Annotated in this window: 17 protein-coding genes; 14 read left to right on the plus strand and 3 right to left on the minus strand. The window is 49.5% G+C overall.

What is annotated here, in order from left to right; genetic code table 11:
• The first annotated feature begins 491 nt into the window (after positions 1-491).
• The 6 genes from ACFSUC_RS06020 to ACFSUC_RS06045 all read left to right on the plus strand — a co-directional run bounded on the left by ACFSUC_RS06020 (position 492) and on the right by ACFSUC_RS06045 (position 6119).
• A complete protein-coding gene (locus tag ACFSUC_RS06020) occupies positions 492-1250 on the plus strand; it encodes a hypothetical protein (RefSeq protein WP_379928591.1) in 759 nt (252 codons plus the stop codon).
• Between the two features lie 431 nt (positions 1251-1681).
• Complete coding sequence (locus tag ACFSUC_RS06025; RefSeq protein ID WP_379928592.1) at positions 1682-2212, plus strand: hypothetical protein; 531 nt, start codon at positions 1682-1684, stop codon at positions 2210-2212.
• Positions 2213-2469: 257 nt separating this feature from the next.
• Positions 2470-2733 carry an acyl carrier protein gene (locus ACFSUC_RS06030; protein ID WP_379928593.1) on the plus strand — a complete coding sequence of 88 codons (264 nt, stop codon included), beginning with the start codon at positions 2470-2472 and terminating at the stop codon, positions 2731-2733.
• Between the two features lie 48 nt (positions 2734-2781).
• Positions 2782-4182 carry a glycosyltransferase gene (locus ACFSUC_RS06035; protein WP_379928594.1) on the plus strand — a complete coding sequence of 467 codons (1401 nt, stop codon included), beginning with the start codon at positions 2782-2784 and terminating at the stop codon, positions 4180-4182.
• Positions 4183-4194: 12 nt separating this feature from the next.
• Positions 4195-5160: a hypothetical protein gene (locus ACFSUC_RS06040; protein WP_379928595.1), complete on the plus strand. Its 966-nt coding sequence runs from the start codon at positions 4195-4197 to the stop codon at positions 5158-5160.
• Positions 5157-6119 (plus strand): hypothetical protein, encoded by a 963-nt coding sequence (locus ACFSUC_RS06045; protein WP_379928596.1) that lies wholly within the window; start codon positions 5157-5159, stop codon positions 6117-6119. The genes ACFSUC_RS06040 and ACFSUC_RS06045 overlap by 4 nt, the downstream gene beginning before the upstream one ends.
• Before the next feature lie 144 nt (positions 6120-6263).
• On the opposite strand, the gene ACFSUC_RS06050 is transcribed toward ACFSUC_RS06045, so the two are convergent.
• Entirely contained in the window at positions 6264-7475 is a 1212-nt protein-coding gene (locus ACFSUC_RS06050) for a threonine synthase (protein ID WP_379928597.1), read from the minus strand.
• A 272-nt stretch (positions 7476-7747) separates the two neighbouring features.
• Between ACFSUC_RS06050 and panD the strand changes: the two genes are divergently transcribed.
• Positions 7748-8164, plus strand: a complete 417-nt coding sequence (gene panD, locus ACFSUC_RS06055; RefSeq protein WP_379928598.1) for an aspartate 1-decarboxylase — start codon at positions 7748-7750, stop codon at positions 8162-8164.
• A complete protein-coding gene (locus tag ACFSUC_RS06060) occupies positions 8142-8873 on the plus strand; it encodes a YheC/YheD family protein (protein ID WP_379928599.1) in 732 nt (243 codons plus the stop codon). The genes panD and ACFSUC_RS06060 overlap by 23 nt, the downstream gene beginning before the upstream one ends.
• 220 nt (positions 8874-9093) lie before the next feature.
• Here the strand turns inward: ACFSUC_RS06060 and ACFSUC_RS06065 are convergent, their stop codons facing one another.
• Positions 9094-9519 carry a DUF2621 domain-containing protein gene (locus ACFSUC_RS06065; protein WP_379928600.1) on the minus strand — a complete coding sequence of 142 codons (426 nt, stop codon included), beginning with the start codon at positions 9517-9519 and terminating at the stop codon, positions 9094-9096.
• A gap of 135 nt (positions 9520-9654) precedes the next feature.
• Between ACFSUC_RS06065 and ACFSUC_RS06070 the strand changes: the two genes are divergently transcribed.
• The 6 genes from ACFSUC_RS06070 to ACFSUC_RS06095 all read left to right on the plus strand — a co-directional run bounded on the left by ACFSUC_RS06070 (position 9655) and on the right by ACFSUC_RS06095 (position 16796).
• Positions 9655-10776, plus strand: coding sequence for a deoxyribonuclease IV (locus tag ACFSUC_RS06070; protein ID WP_379928601.1), 1122 nt, complete (start codon positions 9655-9657; stop codon positions 10774-10776).
• Positions 10773-11669, plus strand: coding sequence for a formyltetrahydrofolate deformylase (gene purU, locus ACFSUC_RS06075; RefSeq protein WP_379928602.1), 897 nt, complete (start codon positions 10773-10775; stop codon positions 11667-11669). The genes ACFSUC_RS06070 and purU overlap by 4 nt, the downstream gene beginning before the upstream one ends.
• Before the next feature lie 189 nt (positions 11670-11858).
• On the plus strand, positions 11859-13874 hold the full coding sequence (gene tkt / locus ACFSUC_RS06080; protein WP_379928604.1) for a transketolase: 2016 nt from the start codon (positions 11859-11861) through the stop codon (positions 13872-13874).
• A 202-nt stretch (positions 13875-14076) separates the two neighbouring features.
• A complete protein-coding gene (locus tag ACFSUC_RS06085) occupies positions 14077-15435 on the plus strand; it encodes a glucose-6-phosphate isomerase (RefSeq protein WP_379928606.1) in 1359 nt (452 codons plus the stop codon).
• 62 nt (positions 15436-15497) lie between these two features.
• Positions 15498-16154 (plus strand): YigZ family protein, encoded by a 657-nt coding sequence (locus ACFSUC_RS06090; protein WP_379928607.1) that lies wholly within the window; start codon positions 15498-15500, stop codon positions 16152-16154.
• A 24-nt stretch (positions 16155-16178) separates the two neighbouring features.
• Positions 16179-16796, plus strand: a complete 618-nt coding sequence (locus ACFSUC_RS06095) for a TetR/AcrR family transcriptional regulator (RefSeq protein WP_379928608.1) — start codon at positions 16179-16181, stop codon at positions 16794-16796.
• 135 nt (positions 16797-16931) lie between these two features.
• Here ACFSUC_RS06095 and ACFSUC_RS06100 read toward each other — a convergent pair whose 3' ends face one another.
• The gene (locus ACFSUC_RS06100) at positions 16932-17336 is read right to left on the minus strand and encodes a secondary thiamine-phosphate synthase enzyme YjbQ (RefSeq protein WP_379928609.1); all 405 of its coding nucleotides are present in this window, start codon (positions 17334-17336) and stop codon (positions 16932-16934) included.
• Positions 17337-17352 lie beyond the last annotated feature (16 nt).

Below are 17352 nucleotides of genomic sequence, written 5' to 3' on the forward strand. Positions count from 1 at the left end.
AACTTATTTTCTTTGATGAATGCGCGAAGCTGCTCTTTCGTCCATAATCCCATGTGTAGATCCCAACCTTTCTCCTACCTCTATTTTAATAGATTTAGGAGTTTACACAATCTAGTTTACAGACTCATCAATTATCAAATTCTAATAATAATCACCATAACTAATCACTTTTTTATATCTTTTGGAGAATGACATTTTTACTATACATACATCGATCGGATAAGTGAACAGCAACCGACTGGTTCCCCACTAGATTTCTTAGTCGTGAACGATCCGTATCACATTTCTCTTCTTATCGTTGATGGATATTCTTGATGAGTTGATGGATGATTGAACATTCGATGAGAATCATGAATGGGCTATAATTAATATATTTTTTTCTCGACAAGATTTTCCTCACTTCGACAATATGAGTATGATACGCTCTTTTTGAAATATATACCAACTGATTAGAAAAAGCAGATATCAGTTAGGTAGAGGGAGCGAAGTTAATGAACAAATTTATGTATATAGTGAGTGTGGTGCTCTTATTTGCGTGTATGTTAACTGCATGTACGAATGGGGAATTGAACATAAATGAGGATCAAGTTCAAGCAAACCAAGAAGAGTCCAAGCAGGATCATGTTGTCTCTTTTATGGATGTGGAAGTGGCTAGAGAACAATTAAAAACCGCTATTTGGGGTTCTATCGGCTGGTCTATGTGGCATCCTAATGAATCCGAATATATCTATGCAGCATTTGGTTATCACTTGATAAGATACAATATTTCAAATAATGAAATCGATCGAGCCATTGCCTTTAAACAGTCATCACAACATTTCATCGATCATAATTTGCAGTTTTCATTGAATGGCAAGCAAGGTCTACTTGCTGATACGTACCTGATTGATTTTGAAAATATGAAGATATCCCTGTTATCAGAAGCGGAGATTAGGAACGAAATAGAAAAAATAGAATTTGACGGTGACAATCACAATCTGGACGCACTAGCGTATTCAATCGAGTACAAGGCTGAAGAGAATCAATTTATCGTGTCCGCAGATCAGGAAACGTCGGGTCGTGAAATTGTGTCATTGCGTGGAGCGGAATTGAACGGAGATCGTCCATTTGTCGGCATTCGTTCAAAAGTAGTCGGAACGTTGATTCCACATGATCAGGATGGCTTTGGTCTAGGGTATTATAAGTTTGTGTTAATTGATGTGGAAAAGGATGAGATCATCCAAGAGTATCCCATAAATATGAACTCCTAAAACCACGATGAAACGCTTGTTAACTGTCATGCACTCGTGTGAACATTTGAATTTAATACTTAACGGGTCAGGTCATCACAGCGACCATGTGTATATGGCCTCGTAAAAATGCCCATGGTTGGGAAACAGGTGTAAACAAATCACGGATCAATAGATCATGCATATTTTGTTAAATGTACTGCTTGACCTAAAACGAAAAGCAAAGGTAGTGTTTGAACTTTAAATAGAAATCACTTTATGTAGTGAACTATTTGAAGTTCTTTTTTTATTAATTACTTCTGTCAGTTTCACAAGCCTAAAGCCTGAATGTGTGACATCTTAGCACCGCAAAAAGAAAGTCATTTCTAGCCACTAAAATTAAACATGTTAATATTTAGCGACATCTATTAAAATGGAAATGAATCATATGTCTGACATAAGAGAGGTGCTCAGTGGAATATATCGTGGTATTCATCCTGGTTGGTCTTATGCTGATTGGATGGAAATTGAAGAGAAATGAGAAAAAAGAAGCGAAGCAAAAAGGAGCAAAGGTGTATGGCCAAACGCTTCACATGTATGGAGTGCCGGGGATTAAACCCTATACACCAGCCTATATGCACTTCACTGCAGATAAGCTCATCATGAATGTGAGTGGGGAAGCTTCAAAGGTTGTGGATCTCGATTATACCAAAATCAAAATGGTGGAAGATGTGCTGGGCAGGAATCTGATTTTTGACAGCAAGGCTACGTTCACGCGGCCGATGATTGGGAATCAGTTTGGATGGGCTGCCTCTACTGATATAGCCGCAATCGGGCATAAGCATAAATTCACCTTCTTTCTCTTGATTCGTTATCTCCCATCAGAAGGTGAAGAGGAGAAAACGTTAATCTTTATGGTGATAGAACCTGGACTTGCCAACAAAATGGCCAAATTCATTAAAAACAAGCTGCCGCTATACACCTCTCGCGAATTAACGCTGTAGAACTTCGTTGGATTTCAAGTCCTCGTACTGCCATGAGCTAATAGAGCTTGCATCCATCTCTGAAGTATCCCATCTACATAGACAGAAAGGGACAGAGAGGGGGCTGTAACACGATGGAATAAGAAAATAAAGGGAAAGTGTAGAAGAAACAAGAAATAACAAAAAGGATGTCAATATTGGAAGTGTTCAATAAGAGGGGGATTCGATAGAGTGAGGATAGGTGTGTCAATACTAACTATTAAATGGGAGGGAAAATGATGAACGAACAAGTCATCGAACTGCAATCCTATATCAAGCAGGTATGTGAGGAGAAAATGAACATGGAGGTGCCTGCGGAAACCGACGCTGCCTTGCCCATCGAGCAGGCCTTCGATCTGGATTCCATTTCGATGTTTGAACTGATTGTCAATTTGGAAGAGAAATACGGCACCCGTGTACCGGAGACAGATATTGAAGCCATCGGCAAAATGAACCTGTCGGAACTGGTCGCCTATCTGGAAGGGCAGAAGGCCAATGCATAACCGATTGTCCGCAGATGGTTCGCTATGGGTCGTCCAGGAGATGGTCGCATGAGTACAGAAGCGATCAAGGTGGGCTATCTGGGCAGACAGTGGTATCGCATCAACCAGCGTGTGGTCGAGAAGCAGTGGCTGGATTATGTCGGTGCTTACATCGATGTCGTGACCATTCCGCCTACGTACATTCGTCGATTGTTCGGAGCTTCCTTCGAAACGTTGAATGAGCAGCTGCCAGCCTCACTGGATCAAGTAGCCACTGAATTGACAGAATTGTGTGACAAATACGAGATTCAAATGCTGTACGTGAACACCCCGACTCTGATACCGTACCTGATGATGGCCAGGGATCGAGCCAAGCTGGATCTCGGTATCCTCTTCATTGCCCATTGCGTCGGCTCGACCTACTGGATGAAGCTCTGGATGAGTGTGGCTCCCTGGATCACGCCCAAGGATGTCCTACTCGTAAGTACGGCGTCCTGTAAACGCGCCCTGACGCATATCTCTCCGGTTTATGAGCAAGCCGAACTGATTCCGCTGGGTATTCATCTGCAGGAGATGGAGGCCGGTGATCGACAGACTCGTCCCCGTTCCTTTCAAATGCTCTCCATCGGACGGATCGAAGATGTGAAGAACCTGCATGTCCTGCTCAGATGCTTTTCCAGTATTCGTGAGCAGGTGGAACAGGTCAGGCTGGTCATCGCGGGAGAATTTACTGGAGATGACGAGAACCAGGTCGCCAGCTACAAACAGGAGCTGGATGAGCTGATAACGCAGCATCAATTGCAAGCACACGTCCAGTTTACCGGTGCCGTGGTAGGCGAAGAGAAAGACAGGCTGTTTCGTGAATCGGATATGCTGATCAATCTCTCTACCGATGTCGGGGAAACGTTTGGCTACAATCTGATCGAAGCCAAGACGTGGGGACTGCCAGTGGTGTGCACCGCCTGGAATGGCTTCATGGAAGTGGTGCGGCACGGGGAAGACGGCTACCTGGTTGATTGCGACTGGACGGAAGCGGAACCTGTCATCGATGAGCAGCAAGTGATCGATTATTCGGTACAGCTGCTGAAAAGTGATGAACGGTATGCACAGTTTTCCCGGCAGGCACTTCGTTATGCCGCCAATTATGATTACCGAACCTTGTCTCCGAAGATTCGGGAGGCGGTAGAACGGGCAGTGGCTTTGCCCTGGTCTCCCGCTGCATGGCAGATGAATGATGAAGCCATCACTTCCACCCAGATTAAGGATTTAACCCATCTGTATCGTTTGGATCGACTGGCCCGGCTTCCGTATCTGCATGATACGGTCGTTTCCATCATCCCCACAGATTTTGCCCATACGGCTGGATCGCTCACGGAGTGGTACGAACGGGTCAAACCCATTGTCGGACATTATGCCGGCAGATCGACAGCCTACAAGGAAGCGGCAGCAGCCGCCAAGCCCCACGCATAAGGGAGGGAACTCATGTCATTTCAGGCAAACTACAACTGTATGCTCGCATCCGTCTATAATGTCATGACCTGCAACCACCAATACCGTTTTGAGTTTGAATCCATGGTGATGCAGCAGCAGATGTTTCATGTCTATTACCGGGATCACTTCCTCTTGCCTGAGTCACCAGAAGTGACGATCGACCGCTTTGTCGCACAGGCGGGTGCCCGGATCGTGTATCCGGAAGTCGGGGATGTGTATGGCGCCATCCGTTTTGCGGATCAGCGCTTGCAGCTCGGGGAGATTGTACCGGTCAATATCAATCTGCGCTATGACATTTTGGACCCGCTTCCCTTTGACAACGACATTATGCACTATCACTTGATCGTGGGCAGACTGGACGAGGATCATTATGAGATGTTTGATCAGTTTGAAAACGAGCGCTATCAGGTGCGGATCTCACATCTGCAGAAAGCGATCGATACGCCCTTTAATTATCGGTTTGGAACGGGTTTTACGCCTTTTCTCTGTATCGAGTATGAGCTGGATACCAAGTCGGTGCAGCAAAGACTGCAGACAGCCAGCGTCGATGCGAGCACCTATACAGGCATCGTGCAAGCCTATCCGCTTGCACACAATTTGCGAGAGGGGCGGGCCTATGCCGAGTCCTTCATGCAGTTTGCCGATCGCAAGCCGGATGCGATGGAGAAATACAAATACAGTAACTTTCACGATGTCATCTCCCGCTCCCGCATGATCTTTGTAGAGGCGATGTCCAGACTGGGCTATCCCCACGCGGAGCATCTGCACAGATTGACTGAACTGCATCTCACCTTCAAAAACATGCTGGGGATCGCCCTGGTTCGAAGATCCCCTCAGGATTTGCAGCAAATCACCGACAAGCTTGAGCAGATGTTCTTGGATGAGCATCATCTTCTGATGGAAATGGGTTCGTATGTAGAAAACACCATTTTGAAAGAGAGGTCATGCTTGCCATGAAGTTGCAGTCTTCCTATAATTGTGTGCTGGCCAGTGTCTACAATTCATTGACACACGTGCATGATTTGCGCTTTCCGTTTGAATATTTGTATTTGTCACCACAGTTCTTCAAGCTGGATCATTTGCCGCAGGTCCCGTTCCTGCTTACCGAGCATCCTGAGCAGGTGGTTCAGCATTTTCTGAAGCGGGTGGGTATTGAGATGAGATTCCCGGACATCGGGAGTCCGGCCGAGGCGATTACCTATGCCGATCAGGTGCTGTCGCACCAGTCTGTCTTGCCGATGACGATCAATCTCAGATATTCTGTCCTTGATCCAGCCCCGTATGATCATGACCACTGGAACCTGCAACTGCTGGTTAAAATGCTGGACGAAGATCGCTATCAGGCTTATGACATGTTCCATGATGAATATTATGAGGTGAGCAAGGAACACGTCCAGCAAGCAATCGATACACCATTCAACCGCCGTTTTTCCGATGCATTCACGCCATTTCTCACTTTTTCGGTAGTCAATCGCTGGGAGACAGAGTCCCGGCTTGCTGCGATGAGTGAAGCGTCATGTCTGGGTGAAGCACTTGATGCCTACTCGCTTGCAGCCAACATTCAGGCAGGCCTGAACTTTATTGACTGCATTCGCGATCAATACCTGGAGACGGACAAACAGGATTTGCACGATGAGATCTACAAGATCATTGGCTTTCAGAAAATATTAATCAAAACACGTGAGCAGCTGGCAGAATTTGCAGAGCGCAACGGGTTTGCAATTCACAGCAGCTTACATCAGCTGGCGAAATCATGGGATACGTTCAGCTATGGCATTGCGATGGCCATTTCGAGAAGAAAGGCCAGTGAATATGATCAGCTGGAGCAAGATTTCCGGAAGCTGATCGATCAGGAATATGAACAGGTGCAGGCATGGAGAGCAGAACTGGGCCAACAGAGTGCAAGCTTGCCATAACAGCCGTGCTGCCTGCGAGACATGGTTGACCGCAGTCCAACATTCATGTACCGGACAATAAGGATGTAAGGGTTGGCAGAGATTGACCGGAGAAAAAAGCGTAGATCAGAAAGAGGCTGTGTGAGCAGCCCCTCCCTGGAAACATTACGAGAGCAGGTGTGCTTTCAACTCGGCATAGCTTGACACGATCGGCGCATTCGCAGTGTGCGACACATATTTTTGAGCATGAGAGGTGTTGAACAATACAACCCTCTCTTTTTTGTGGATATTTCCGGCCTCCACGAGTTGCTTGCATCCCGCCAGTGTGGCGGCTCCCTCTGGTGAGGCAGACAGGCCGTGCAGACCCAGCTGGTTTTGAGCGGCCCGAATCTCCTTGCTCGTAACCGTAACAGCTGCGCCGTTCGTTTCGCGAAGAATACGCAGCAGAAGTGGAAGATCTGGCGGCTGTGGAACACGCATCCCGGTTGGGGAAGAGGTGGGTTCGATATGTTGCGGGTCATGGGAACGTGCCTGCGCCCTGTTGAAATGCTGTGCGATCGGATCACAGCCGTCCTCCTGGACACAGATCAGCCTTGGCAGCGGGTCTGTAATCCAGCCGAGAGTCTGTAGTTCCTTGAATGCCTTCCACATACCGATAATCCCTGATCCGCCGCCTGTCGGGTACACAATGACATCGGGTAGAGACCAGTCGAACTGTTCAGCCAGCTCCAGCCCCATCGTTTTCTTGCCTTCGACCCTTCCAGGCTCACGCAGGGTGCCTACGTTGGTCCATTGGAACGCTTCTGCCCCTTCATCCAGCATCCGTCCGGCGTCATGAATATAGCCGTCAATACGGAATGTTTTGGCGCCGTAATGCTCACATTCCGCCACAATAAGACCCGGGCAATCCATCGGAACGATCACAACCGATTCCATTCCGGCGCGCGCCGCATACGCAGCCAGCGCCGAAGCCGCATTGCCGTTGGAAGGAACCGCAGCCCGAACCACGCCCCTCTCCTTCAGAATCGATACCGCAGCCGAAAACCCGCGAGATTTGAAGCTGCCGGTGGGATTCTGTTCTTCCCGCTTGATCCACAGACGATCGAGTCCTATTTCTTCTCCTAGATTTTTCATATAAAGCAGAGGGGTCCAGCCTTCGCCCAGGGAAACGATATGCCGTTTATCCTGAATCGGCAGCAGCTCGTGATAGCGCCACATGGAAGCTTCTCGGGTGAACATCCCTTTTTTGGTCATGGTCTGAAGAACCTGCTCCGGATCATAGGTGACGAGCAGGGTGCCGCCACAGGAGCATTTGGCCTCGTATTGATATGCCCGCTTGCTGCCACAGCAGGAACAGGTCAATTTCAAGCTTTTCATGTTCAACCTCAACCTCCATCCCCTTTTAGCCTGTTGCATCGATCCTTCACGCACATCCATCCATTTCTTAATTAACGTATCCACCACCGCGCTGCACCTGCACGGCATTTGTCCACTTTTCGCAAATTGTGCGTGCGCATAGAGAATGCGAACCTGTATCCACATACGATACAGAGAACTGCAATGCAGATGGATGTCGGCTGATTTCGTTTGCAGTCGATCTGGCGGATGACAAGTCCAGCACACCGATGTCAGGACAGGAGGAAGAAATAGTGCAGCGTCATATGTGCAAAGGGAAAATTCATCGCGCGACCGTCACCCAGGCGGAGCTCGATTATGTAGGGAGTATTACGATTGATCGGGATTTAATGAAGGCAGCTCATATCCTGCCGTATGAAATGGTTCAGGTCACCAGCCTGCGCAATGCCACACGCTGGAAAACATACGCACTAGAGGCGCCATCGGGTACAGGCAAGATCTGTCTGAATGGACCGCCTGCTCATTTGTTTCAGCCAGGGGATATCGTCATTATTCTTAGCATGGGATGGATGGATGAGGAAGAAGTGGCAAATCTCAAGCCTACGGTTGTCTTTGTAGACGAAGCGAACCGGATCACCGAAGTGGTCGAGCACGATTTGATCCGAAACGAAAAGGGGGACGATACGGATGGGTTGGCCGAGCCGAAGTAAATACAGCAAGCATCTGTTCATGATGAAGTCGTCGACGGTAGCCGTTCATTTACCGGAAACCGTCCCGTTAAGCCGACCGCATTTCCGGCGCATGCTGGCTAGACATGGATCGGTCATTGTGAAGCCGTCCAATGGCTCTGGGGGGAAAGGGGTGCTCTTTGTCTCTCGACGGGGAAGAGCGTGTCTGATCCAGTCTGGAAGATCCAGACGGGTACTGCGTACGGTAGACCATGGATATGCATTCGTGGCCAGGCAGTCGAGGCATCAGATTATTCAGAAAGCGATTCCGCTCGCCTCCGTGAACAGAAGGCTGTTTGACCTGCGCGTCATGGTGCAGCGCAAGCGAGGGGGAAACTGGGTCGTAACCGGCAAGCTGGCCAAGGTTGCAGGGCAAGGCTACAAGATCACCAATGTGAGAAGAAGCAGCGGCCATGTCGTTCCTCTTGGCACGGTCATCAGCAGGTCGCCCCATCTTCAGACGGCCGCCCTGAGAAGCTATGAGAAGCGCATCAACCTGCTGGCCGTTCGTGCAGCTAACCGGCTGGGGGTTCACTATCCGGGTCTGCGCATCGTCGGTTTTGATATGGCGTTTGACCAGTCCGGGCGAATCTGGATCATTGAAGCCAACTTTTCTCCGGCGGTCAGCTTGTTCCTGAAGCTGAAAAATCGGGCCATGTACCGGACGGTTATGGCGTACAAGAAACCGTAATGCGCATCCCGCCATCTGGCCTTCCAAGCAAGGAAATGGGCTGCTTCGGGCTCATCTGATTCCGTTTGATGCCTCTTGTGTTCTTATGTGGCCGGTTATCGGGAATGGCAAGTACAAATAAAAATCCCCTTGATGCGACTGCTTCAGGTGAAGTCAGCTCGCATCAAGGGGAGTCTGTGAATCAGAGACCGTGCTGATGGGGAAACAGCCACGGTACGGGTTATTTCAGCAGATGGCGAAATCGGGTGTAGTCGATCTGACGCTTGTCGAGAAAGCTGGTCAGACTCTTGTAATCCCGCTTCGGCGTAGCCAGTATATAGCCTTCTATGCAATCGTCCCGTGTAACAGCGTCGGCGTTGCGCTCGAGTGCGACCTGCCCGATCCGGGCGGCAATGGAATGCCTTGCAATATCTCGAAACGGACCGGGAACAGGAGAGACCAGCAATTCAAGGAACTCTTTGCTATCCTCTGTCCACAGTTCCCGGCTTTGTTCTACATAATAATTTTGCCAGTCCAGCTTGGATTTTCCGTCGTCCTGAGGCAATACTTTCAGAAATTTGCGGAACATGAAATAGCCACCGATGGCCATGAATCCCACTAATACAAATACCCAGAAAAAAATAAACCATGCAAACCATTCCGGCATGCTGTCTCAACCCCTCTTTTTCCCATGTCGAAACCGTATATTCCTCAAATATTGTAGCATTCGTCTTTGTTCATTGCTACTGTTTCCTAATCTTAGTACAATAGAACATAGTGAATTGAAAAGGAGACATGCACGATGTTGAAGATTGGCTCACATGTGTCTTTTTCCGCCAAAGGTCTGCTGAACGCAGCGGAAGAAGCCGCAAGTTACGGATCCAGCTCCTTCATGATCTATACAGGAGCTCCGCAGAATACGAGAAGAAAACCGATTGAAGACCAATATATTGAAGAAGGCAAGGCGCTGATGAAGGAGCACGGCATGGAAGAGATCGTCGTCCATGCGCCTTATATTATCAACCTGGGCTCCTACAAGAGCAACACATACCAGCTGGCTGTGGATTTCCTGCAGCAGGAAATTCATCGCACACACTATATCGGTGTGAAGAACATCGTCCTCCATCCGGGCGCTTTCACAGACAAGGATGCCGAGTTCGGCGTGCAGCGAATTGCGGAAGGGCTGAATGAAGTGCTGGAAGGCATTCGGGAAACGGATGTCAACATTGCGCTGGAAACGATGGCGGGTAAAGGAACGGAAATAGGCCGCAGCTTCGAGGAGCTTGCGCAGATTATAGAGAAAGTGACCCATCATGAGCGATTAACGGTATGCATGGATACGTGTCACATCCATGATGCCGGTTACGATGTAGTGAATGATTTGGACGGGGTGCTGAAACAGTTTGACGATGTGGTCGGGCTGAACCGTTTGGCCGTCCTGCATCTGAATGACAGCAAAAACATGCGTGGCGCAGGCAAAGACCGACATGCCACTCTGGGTTCTGGCATGATCGGTTTCCAGGCGATGAAGAACATTGTGGACCATCCTTCGCTCCAACATTTGCCGATGATTCTGGAGACGCCGTGGATTGGCAAGGACAGCGCGACCTCCAGACCGATGTATGAGGCAGAGATCGCGTTGCTGCGCGGAGAAGCCGAGCAGCGCTTTGGCGCGGAATTCTTCGAAGATGTAGAGCGAATCCACCATTTCTTTACGAAAAAAGACATCCATCCACGCAAATTCGTGCTCGACACGTGGGCATGGCTGAAGGAGGATGCGAAGGCGAGAAAGGCGGACCCGAGAGAGCCGATGGAGCGGCTGTATGACCAGTTGGTGGAGGAAGACCTTTTCCCGTCTCTGACTGAGGAACAAATCAACCATCGACTGACGGCCTGGTTCGCTGAAAAAGGAGGAGCAGAATGAAGCCGATTCCTGCAAAAGCAAGCAAAACAGACGAAATCAAAAAAAATCGCGCTCGCATGCTGATCTCCTGTCCGGACGGCCCGGGTATCGTGGCGGCGGTATCCCGCTTTCTGTCTGAACAGGGTGCGAACATCGTCCAGTCCGATCAATATACGATGGACCCTGAGGGCGGCATGTTTTTTATACGGATTGAATTCGATTTGCCAGACATCCTTTCTCACATCGAGAAGCTTAAGCAAGACTTCCAGGCCGTTGCAGACCAGTTTCAAATGAACTGGAGTGTGCATCTGGCCGGACAAAAGAAACGGCTGGCGATCTTCGTTTCCAAGGAAGATCACTGTCTGCTGGAGCTGCTGTGGCAGTGGCACGCCGGGGATCTGTATGCCGATATTGCCATGGTCATCAGCAATCACGAGGACATGCGTGAGCTGGTGGAGTCGTTTGAGATTCCGTACCATTACATCCCCGTCACGGCGGATACAAAGGCAGAAGCGGAGCGCAAGCATCTGGAGATCATTGATGAAGATGTCGATACCCTTATATTGGCGCGGTATATGCAGATTGTCTCCCCGCAGTTTCTGAAGCATTATCCGAACCGGATTATTAATATCCATCACTCCTTCCTTCCGGCCTTCGTAGGGGGCAAGCCATATGCACAGGCCCACAACCGCGGCGTGAAGCTGATCGGCGCGACGGCCCATTATGTGACAGAGGAACTGGACGGAGGCCCGATTATTGAGCAGGACGTGGAGCGGGTGAGCCACCGGGACAATGTGGACGATCTGAAGCGAATCGGTCGCCATATCGAGCGGATCGTCCTGGCGCGTGCGGTATCGTGGCATGTGGAGGATCGCATCCTCGTGCATGAGAACAAAACGATCGTGTTCATCTAGTGCAACAAATGCATATCTATGTACAATAATGCATGAAAAGGTGCAAACAGTGCATGTTCACGTAGCAGAGAGTACGATAAAATGATTGGCAAAAATGTTGGACTTTTCAGCATTTCAGCGCATGATGTGGCAATGCCTCACGGCAAATGATACAATAGTGCAAGCGAAAATTGGAGGAGGAATTTATACATGTCAGCGAACCAAAATGTGCAACAACTAGCAGTGACAACGATTCGGACACTCGCGATTGACGCCATCGAAAAGGCCAATTCCGGGCATCCTGGTATGCCGATGGGTTCGGCGCCAATGGCTTATGAGCTGTTCACGCAATTCATGAAACACAATCCGGCAAATCCATCCTGGATTGATCGGGACCGTTTTGTTTTGTCAGCCGGACACGGCTCTATGCTGCTGTACAGCCTGCTTCACCTGAGCGGCTATGACCTGAGCATAGAGGATCTCAAAAACTTCCGTCAGTGGGGAAGCAAGACGCCTGGTCATCCGGAGTTTGGTCATACCGCAGGGGTAGACGCGACGACCGGTCCGCTCGGACAAGGGATTGCGATGGCAGTGGGGATGGCAATCGCAGAAGCACACCTGGCTGCTACATACAACAAAGAGGATTACAAAGTGATTGACCACTTTACGTATTCCATCTGTGGCGACGGCGATCTCATGGAGGGGATTTCCAGTGAGTCTGCTTCCATGGCTGGACACATGAAGCTGGGTAAGCTGATTGTACTTTATGATTCCAATGACATCTCCCTGGACGGCGAATTGAACCTCTCCTATTCCGAGAATGTCGCACAGCGTTTCGAGGGTCATGGCTGGCAGGTTCTGCGTGTTGAGGACGGAAATGATCTGGCTGCGATTCATGCGGCGGTCAAAGAGGCGCAGGCTGAAACAGAAAAGCCGACCCTGATCGAAGTGAAAACGGTGATCGGTTACGGCAGCCCGAACAAAGGCGGAAAAGGTGGACATGCTGGTCCTCACGGATCACCGCTCGGCAAGGATGAAACCGTCCTGACCAAGCAATTCTATGGCTGGGAGAGCGAAGAAGACTTTTACGTACCGGATGAAGTGCGCGCCCATTTTGCGGAAGTGAAACAGCAAGGGGAAGAGGCAGAGAAAGCTTGGAAAGAGATGTTTGCCAAGTATCAAGCCGCTTATCCGGAGCTGGCCAAGCAGTTCGAACAAGCGATAAACAATGAGCTTCCAGAGGGATGGGATGCGGATCTGCCTATCTACAGCCCGGAAGACAAAGCTATGGCGACGCGTGCGGCTTCTGGAAGTGCGCTGAATGCATTGGCGAATCGGGTACCGACGATTGTGGGTGGATCTGCCGATCTGGAATCCTCCACCAATACCCACATGAAGGGACTGGGTGTATTCCGTCCGGACAGCTATGAGGGCCGCAATGTTTACTTTGGCGTAAGAGAATTTGCCATGGGTGCAGCGGTGAACGGAATGATGCTGCATGGTGGCGTTCGTCCGTATGGCGGTACGTTCTTCGTATTCTCTGACTATCTGCGTCCGTCTATCCGACTGGCTGCACTGATGAAGCTTCCGGTTGTCTACGTTCTGACCCATGACAGCATTGGCGTTGGGGAAGATGGACCTACCCATGAGCCGATTGAACAGCTTCCTGCTCTTCGCATTATTCCGGACATGAAGGTCATTCGCCCGGCTGACGGCAATGAGACCTCCTATGCGTGGAAATATGCCGTTGAAAACAACGATGGTCCGGTCGCATTGGTGCTCACGCGTCAAGGTCTGCCGATTCTCGAAGGATCAGCGGAGCTGGCCAAGGACGGAATGGCCAAAGGAGCTTATGTCCTCTCCGACGCAGCCAATGGACAGCCTCAGGCGCAGATTCTCGCTACTGGCTCTGAAGTGCAGCTGGCAGTGAAAGCGCAGCAAAAGCTGGCAGAAGAAAATATCCATGTCCGCGTGGTCAGCATGCCGAGCTGGGAACTGTTCGAGAAGCAGTCGAAGGCATACAAGGATTCGGTTATTTTGCCGGATGTACCTGCCAGACTGGCGATCGAAATGGCTTACCCGCTCGGATGGGAAAAATATGTGGGTGATCGAGGGGACATCATGGGCATCTCGACCTTCGGCGCTTCTGCTCCAGGCAATAAAGTGATCGAAGAATACGGCTTTACGGTCGAAGAGGCCGTGCGCCGCGTAAAAGAAATGCTGTAATGGTTCCATAGAGAGAAGAGAAGCGAGCCTGCGAATTGTGTGCTCGCTTCTTTTTCAACAAAGGAAGAAAACAGGGTGTCTGTGACGCAGTTCACTTGCAATTTGCGCAGGGCATCAAGTATGATTTTAAGTAAGAGATCCGAGCATACACGATTGAAAAATGAAAACAGATGAAGATTTTGCTGAAACGGAGGAGAATGGATTGAGCCAGTTTACATTTGACTACAGAAATGTGCTGAATTTTGTGAATCAGCATGAAGTGGATTACTTAGCGGAGCCTGTTCGATTGGCGCATGAACAGCTTCATCAGGGGACAGGTGCAGGTTCCGATTATTTGGGGTGGATCGATCTTCCACACCAGTATGATAAAGAGGAATTCGCACGCATCCAGAAAAGCGCAGCGAAGATTCAAAGCGATTCCGAAGTGCTCGTGGTGATCGGAATTGGCGGTTCGTACCTTGGTGCGAGAGCGGCCATTGAAATGCTGAGCCACAACTTCTACAACTATTTGCCGAAGGAGCAGCGCAACACGCCGGAAATCTACTTCGCAGGCAACAATATCAGCTCGACCTATGTGAAGCATTTGCTGGGACTGATCGGGGATCGTGATTTCTCCGTCAACGTCATTTCCAAATCCGGTACGACGACAGAGCCGGCGATTGCATTCCGCATTTTCCGTGAAGTGCTGGAGCAGAAATACGGCAAGGAAGAAGCACGCGCTCGCATCTATGCCACAACTGATCGGGAGAAAGGTGCGCTCAAAAAGCTGGCAAATGAAGAAGGCTACGAGTCCTTTATCATTCCAGACGATGTAGGCGGACGCTATTCCGTTCTGACTGCGGTGGGCTTGCTGCCGATCGCTGCAGCGGGCATTAACATCGAGGAAATGATGAAAGGGGCAGCGGATGCGGCCACAGAGTTTGCCAATCCGAACCTGTCCGAGAACCTTGCGTATCAGTATGCGGCTGTTCGTAACGCACTGTATCGCAAAGGCAAAGCAATTGAAATCCTGGTCAACTATGAGCCTTCCCTGCACTTCGTATCCGAGTGGTGGAAACAGCTGTATGGGGAGAGCGAAGGGAAGGACCACAAAGGGATCTATCCGGCTTCCGTTGATTTCTCTACTGATCTGCATTCCATGGGACAATTCGTTCAGGAAGGCGCACGCAATCTGTTTGAGACCGTTATTCAGGTGGATCAGGTTGCAGAGGAAATCATCATCGGAGAAGACAAGGACAATCTCGATGGCCTGAACTTCCTTGCAGGCAAATCCATGGATTTCGTGAACAAGAAGGCCTTCCAGGGCACACTGTTGGCGCACGTGGATGGTCAGGTCCCGAACATGGTCGTCACCATTCCAGAGCAAACACCTTACTGGTTCGGCTATCTGGCTTATTTCTTCGAGAAAGCATGCGGCATCAGCGGATACTTGCTCGGAGTAAATCCATTTGACCAGCCGGGCGTAGAAGCTTACAAGAAGAACATGTTTGCCTTGCTGGGCAAGCCGGGCTTTGAAGCAGAAAAAGCAGAGCTGGAAGCTCGTTTGGCCCAAAACGAATAGTCATCTCGGCAGTTCACTTCTGTGAGCTGCCGCTTTTTCAACCTTTAAGGAGGACTTAGCTTATGACGCTGCCGTACTTTAGAACTGTGAAGCATCAAGGCTTTAAAGAAGTGGTCATCAAGAAGTCGAGATTCATCGGCCACGCCAAGCCAGTGGAGAGCGAAGAAGAAGCCGTCCGATTTATAGAAGAGATTCGCAAGGAACACGGGTCTGCCACCCACAACTGTTTTGCTTACTGCCTGGGTGAGCGGGATGAAGTGCAGAAGCAGTCAGATGATGGGGAGCCCAGTGGTACCGCAGGAAAGCCCATTCTGGAAGTCATCAAGAATCAGCAAATGAAAAATGTCGCGATCGTTGTGACCCGCTATTTCGGAGGCATCATGCTGGGAGCTGGGGGGCTTATCAGAGCCTATACGGACGGAGCTGTCGCCGCCCTGGAGTCTGCGGGGCACATTTACCGGGTGCTGCATACACCTGTTGAGATCTGCATTGACTACACCTGGCATGGCAAGGTGGAGAATGAACTGCGCAACCGTCAGATGCACATGGGAGAGACAAAGTTCACAGACAAGGTGACGCTGACTTGTTATCCTTTGGCGGAACAGGCGGAGGCCTTTGTGGCCTGGATGACAGATTTGACGCAAGGACAGGGTATGATTGCATCATCCGCATCCATATACCTGGATCATGATCGCAATGTGGCCCTTGAAGCTTTGTGAATAAATAAAGGGTGAGGTGGGAAAGTGGCGAGAAAAGCTGTAGAGCAAGAATTGAATCGTGAAATCATTGTAGAGGTAGCGAGAGAGCTTTTTGCAACGAAAGGATATCAATCGGTCTCGATGCGCGCAATTGCCAAAAAATTAGGGTATAGCCATGGATCGCTTTACTATCATTTTCAGGACAAGGCAGAACTGTTCTATAACCTGGTCGTCGATGATTTTACCCATTTGTTTAATCGGCAGATGAAAATATTGAATGATGGCAAGCACAGTGCCATGGAACGGCTGAAGATCATGATGGAGGAATTTATCCAGTTTGGTCTGCAAAACAAATTCCAGTACGAGATCATGTTTCTCATTCAGGACAATGACCTGCGTCGCTATTCCAGAACCGAACAGGCCAAGTGCTTTGATTTGTTCTCACGTGCCGTTAATGCGGCGCTGGAAGAAACCGCTTCGATTGAAATCAGCCTGTTTTCGCTGCCGTGGAGCCTGTTTATGTCTCTGCACGGATTCGTCACCTACTGCAATCGCTTCGATCAAACCTATGACGAAGTTCAAAAGCTGGCAAACGATCATATTACGTTCTTATGCAATAATCTATTAAAAAATTTGGCGGATATCGAAACGGTTCAGCGCTGAGGTACAGATTTCAAGACGGTCACCTCATGCGTGAATCCGATATACATAAAGAGCCACCGTCTGTCTTCACTCCCGGATCAGGGAAGAGAAGCAGATGCGGTGGCTTTTTTTTGATCGAAATAGGGAAAGGCTGGCTCAGGCGTCCGCAGCGATCCGAATCAGACAAGTTCGGTTTCGTGGCCCGTCAAATTCACAAAAGTAAATTCCCTGCCAGGTACCCAGGACCAATTTCCCGTTTTGGACAAGGATAGTTTGCGAGGTGCCCGTAGTGATCGCCTTGAGATGGGAAGCTGTATTGCCTTCAGCGTGTCGATATTTCGGATGTTCCCAAGGGAAAACCTCATCGAGACGCATCAATACATCGCGGACTACATCGGGATCTGCATTCTCATTGATGCATATCCCTGCTGTTGTGTGGGGCGAATAGACGATACAGACACCGTCTGAAATTTTTTCTTTGTCGAGGAGATGTTGGACATCACGCGTAATATCCAGCATCTGATCGCGCTTTTGCGTTGTTAGTGCAATCGAATGGATCACAAATGAAACCCCTTTC

Source organism: Marinicrinis sediminis, from assembly GCF_042685085.1.
Classification (GTDB): domain Bacteria; phylum Bacillota; class Bacilli; order Paenibacillales; family KCTC-33676; genus Marinicrinis; species Marinicrinis sediminis.

Coding starts and splice junctions, on each gene's coding strand:
- ACFSUC_RS06045 (WP_379928596.1), top strand. CDS start 5,157: ATGAAGTTGCAGTCTTCCTATAATTGTGTGCTGGCCAGTGTCTACAAT.
- ACFSUC_RS06060 (WP_379928599.1), top strand. CDS start 8,142: ATGGGTTGGCCGAGCCGAAGTAAATACAGCAAGCATCTGTTCATGATG.
- ACFSUC_RS06030 (WP_379928593.1), top strand. CDS start 2,470: ATGAACGAACAAGTCATCGAACTGCAATCCTATATCAAGCAGGTATGT.
- ACFSUC_RS06090 (WP_379928607.1), top strand. CDS start 15,498: ATGACGCTGCCGTACTTTAGAACTGTGAAGCATCAAGGCTTTAAAGAA.
- purU (WP_379928602.1), top strand. CDS start 10,773: ATGAAGCCGATTCCTGCAAAAGCAAGCAAAACAGACGAAATCAAAAAA.
- ACFSUC_RS06035 (WP_379928594.1), top strand. CDS start 2,782: ATGAGTACAGAAGCGATCAAGGTGGGCTATCTGGGCAGACAGTGGTAT.
- ACFSUC_RS06040 (WP_379928595.1), top strand. CDS start 4,195: ATGTCATTTCAGGCAAACTACAACTGTATGCTCGCATCCGTCTATAAT.
- ACFSUC_RS06070 (WP_379928601.1), top strand. CDS start 9,655: ATGTTGAAGATTGGCTCACATGTGTCTTTTTCCGCCAAAGGTCTGCTG.
- ACFSUC_RS06020 (WP_379928591.1), top strand. CDS start 492: ATGAACAAATTTATGTATATAGTGAGTGTGGTGCTCTTATTTGCGTGT.
- tkt (WP_379928604.1), top strand. CDS start 11,859: ATGTCAGCGAACCAAAATGTGCAACAACTAGCAGTGACAACGATTCGG.
- ACFSUC_RS06065 (WP_379928600.1), bottom strand. CDS start 9,519: ATGCCGGAATGGTTTGCATGGTTTATTTTTTTCTGGGTATTTGTATTA.
- ACFSUC_RS06050 (WP_379928597.1), bottom strand. CDS start 7,475: ATGAAAAGCTTGAAATTGACCTGTTCCTGCTGTGGCAGCAAGCGGGCA.